Source organism: Paracoccus rhizosphaerae, from assembly GCF_026162645.1.
GTDB classification, from domain to species: domain Bacteria; phylum Pseudomonadota; class Alphaproteobacteria; order Rhodobacterales; family Rhodobacteraceae; genus Paracoccus; species Paracoccus rhizosphaerae.
Genome location: NZ_JAOTBE010000184.1, coordinates 1 through 1077 on the forward strand (window position 1 = coordinate 1; position 1077 = coordinate 1077).

The 1077-nt window shown below is 63.0% G+C and carries 1 pseudogene; it reads left to right on the forward strand.

The window, feature by feature from the left end:
- The first annotated feature begins 66 nt into the window (after positions 1-66).
- Positions 67-1034, forward strand: a pseudogene (locus tag OC184_RS20330) (IS5 family transposase).
- The last annotated feature ends 43 nt before the right edge of the window (positions 1035-1077 follow it).

Here is a 1077-nt window from a genome sequence, read left to right on the forward strand (position 1 = left end):
GGCGTTGTTGCAGAACTCTGTCTGCGAAAGATTCCCATCGCAATTCCCTGTGGTTAGACGAGGTGCATGAGCAAGCCTCCATCCGCCCGCTACCGCACGACGAACTGGTCCAGCTACACGGCTTCGCTTTGCAAGCGGGGGTCGCTACTGATCTGGCTGGACAAGGAGATGACCTGGCTCGCGCCCCATGACGGCAGCCCCGATCGCCCCGCGTTGTTCTCGGATAGGGCGATCCAGTTCTGTCTGACTATCAAGGTCCTGTTCAAGCTGCCGCTCTGGCAAACGACCGGGATGGTCGCCAGCCTGCTGAAGTTGGCGGGCCTGGACTGGGCGGTGCCGGACTACACGACCCTGTGCCGTCGGCAGAAGGCGCTCGCCGTCCAGATCCCATATCGGCGCGCCAATGGCCCCCTGAACCTGCTGGTCGACAATGAGGCGCAAGCGCCATCGGTCCGAGCGCCGCGCCGAATGGCATCAAGTTTCTTGACGATGGAGAGTGGCAGGCGCGCAAGCACGGTGTTCAGGGCCGTCGTCAATGGCGCAAGGTGCATTTGGCTATGGATGCCGCCACGTCTGACATCCGCGCCGTGGAATTCACTCCCAGCAGCGATGGTGACAGTCCTATCTTGCCGAAACTGCTTAACCAGATCCCCGAGGGCGAAGAGATCGGCACCGTGACCGCCGATGGCGCGTATGACACGCGTCGCTGCCACGCCGCCATCATCGACCGTCAGGCCACGCCGATCATTCCGATCCGCAAAAACGGTCGGCCGTGGAAAGAGGACTGCCCGGCGGCGATCACCCGAAACGAAACCCTACGCGCCACCCGGCACTATGGCAGGGCGTTCTGGAAGCGATGGACCGGATACCATGTCCGAAGCCGGATCGAGGCGAAAATGCGGTGCCTCGAGGCCTTCGGCGAGCGCATCGCCGCAAGAGACCCGGACCGACAAACCGCCGAAATCCAGATCCGCATCGCCCTCATCAACCGCTTCAATGCGCTCGGCACCGCTGAGATCGTCCGCGTGGCATGACGCCGACGGGGAAAGGGGCCATCACGCCTCAGGCATGAGTTGC